The 1,114-nt window shown below is 62.7% G+C and carries 1 protein-coding gene; it reads right to left on the bottom strand.

The window, feature by feature from the left end:
- On the bottom strand, nt 1–1,067 hold a 1,067-nt coding region (locus tag IG90_RS0138670; protein ID WP_030596055.1), incomplete at its 3' end, for an IS630 family transposase.
- Between the last annotated feature and the right edge of the window lie 47 nt (nt 1,068–1,114).

The raw sequence follows: 1,114 nt of genomic DNA on the forward strand, positions 1-1,114 counted from the left end.
TTCAGATATGAGGCGAGGCGTTCGAGGATCTCGTCGGCGGTCTTGGTCCAGACGTAGGGCTTCGGATCGGTGTTCCAGGCTGCGATCCAGTTGCGGATGTCCTTCTCCAGGGCTTGGACGGATCTGTGGACGCCTCGTCGTATCTGCTTGTTGGTGAGTTCGGCGAACCAACGCTCGACGAGGTTCAGCCAGGACGAGCCGGTCGGTGTGAAGTGCAGGTGGAAGCGTGGGTGCGCCAGTAGCCACTTCTTGATGGCGGGGGTCTTGTGGGTGGCGTAGTTGTCGCAGATCAGGTGGACATCAAGGCTGGCGGGCACTTCTTTGTCGAGCTTGATCAGGAACTTCTTGAACTCCTCGGCACGATGCCGGCGGTGCAGGGAGCCGATCACTTTGCCGGTGGCGACATCGAGTGCGGCGAAGAGTGTGGTGGTGCCGGCGCGGACGTAGTCGTGAGTCGCCCGCTCGGGAACTCCAGGCATCATCGGCAGCACCGGCTGGGACCTGTCCAGAGCCTGGATCTGCGACTTCTCATCCACGCAGAACACCAACGCCCGCTCCGGCGGGTCGAGATACAACCCAACGACGTCGTGGACCTTGTCGACGAAGTACGGATCGGTTGACAGTTTGAAGGTCTCCGACCGGTGCGGCTGCAGGCCGAACGCCCGCCAGATGCGTGACACTGACGACTGCGACAGGCCCATCTCTTTCGCCATGGACCGTGTCGACCAGTGTGTTGCGTTCTTCGGTGTGGACTCCAGTGTCTTCGTGACCACCGCGGCGACCTGCTCGTCCGTCACTGTCCTGGGGCCGCCCGGACGCGGCATATCGCCAAGACCAGCGATGCGGTACTGCACGAACCGAGCCCGCCAGCGGCCCACCGCGTGAGGTGTGGAACCGAGTTGGGCAGCCACGTCCTTGTTCGAGGCGCCTTCGGCGCAGGCCAGAATGATCCGGCACCGCAAGGCCCACGCCTGCGGCGTGGAACGACGCCGCACCCATTCCTCAAGCGCAGCGCGTTCCTCGTCCGACAGTCTCAACTCGGCCTTCGGCCGCCCCGTCCGTGCCATGAAGCAAGCTTATACATCTGAACAGAATTCCTGACTCAGAAGACTAG

Origin of the sequence: Streptomyces anulatus (genome assembly GCF_000721175.1) — a bacterium.
GTDB lineage: Bacteria > Actinomycetota > Actinomycetes > Streptomycetales > Streptomycetaceae > Streptomyces > Streptomyces anulatus_C.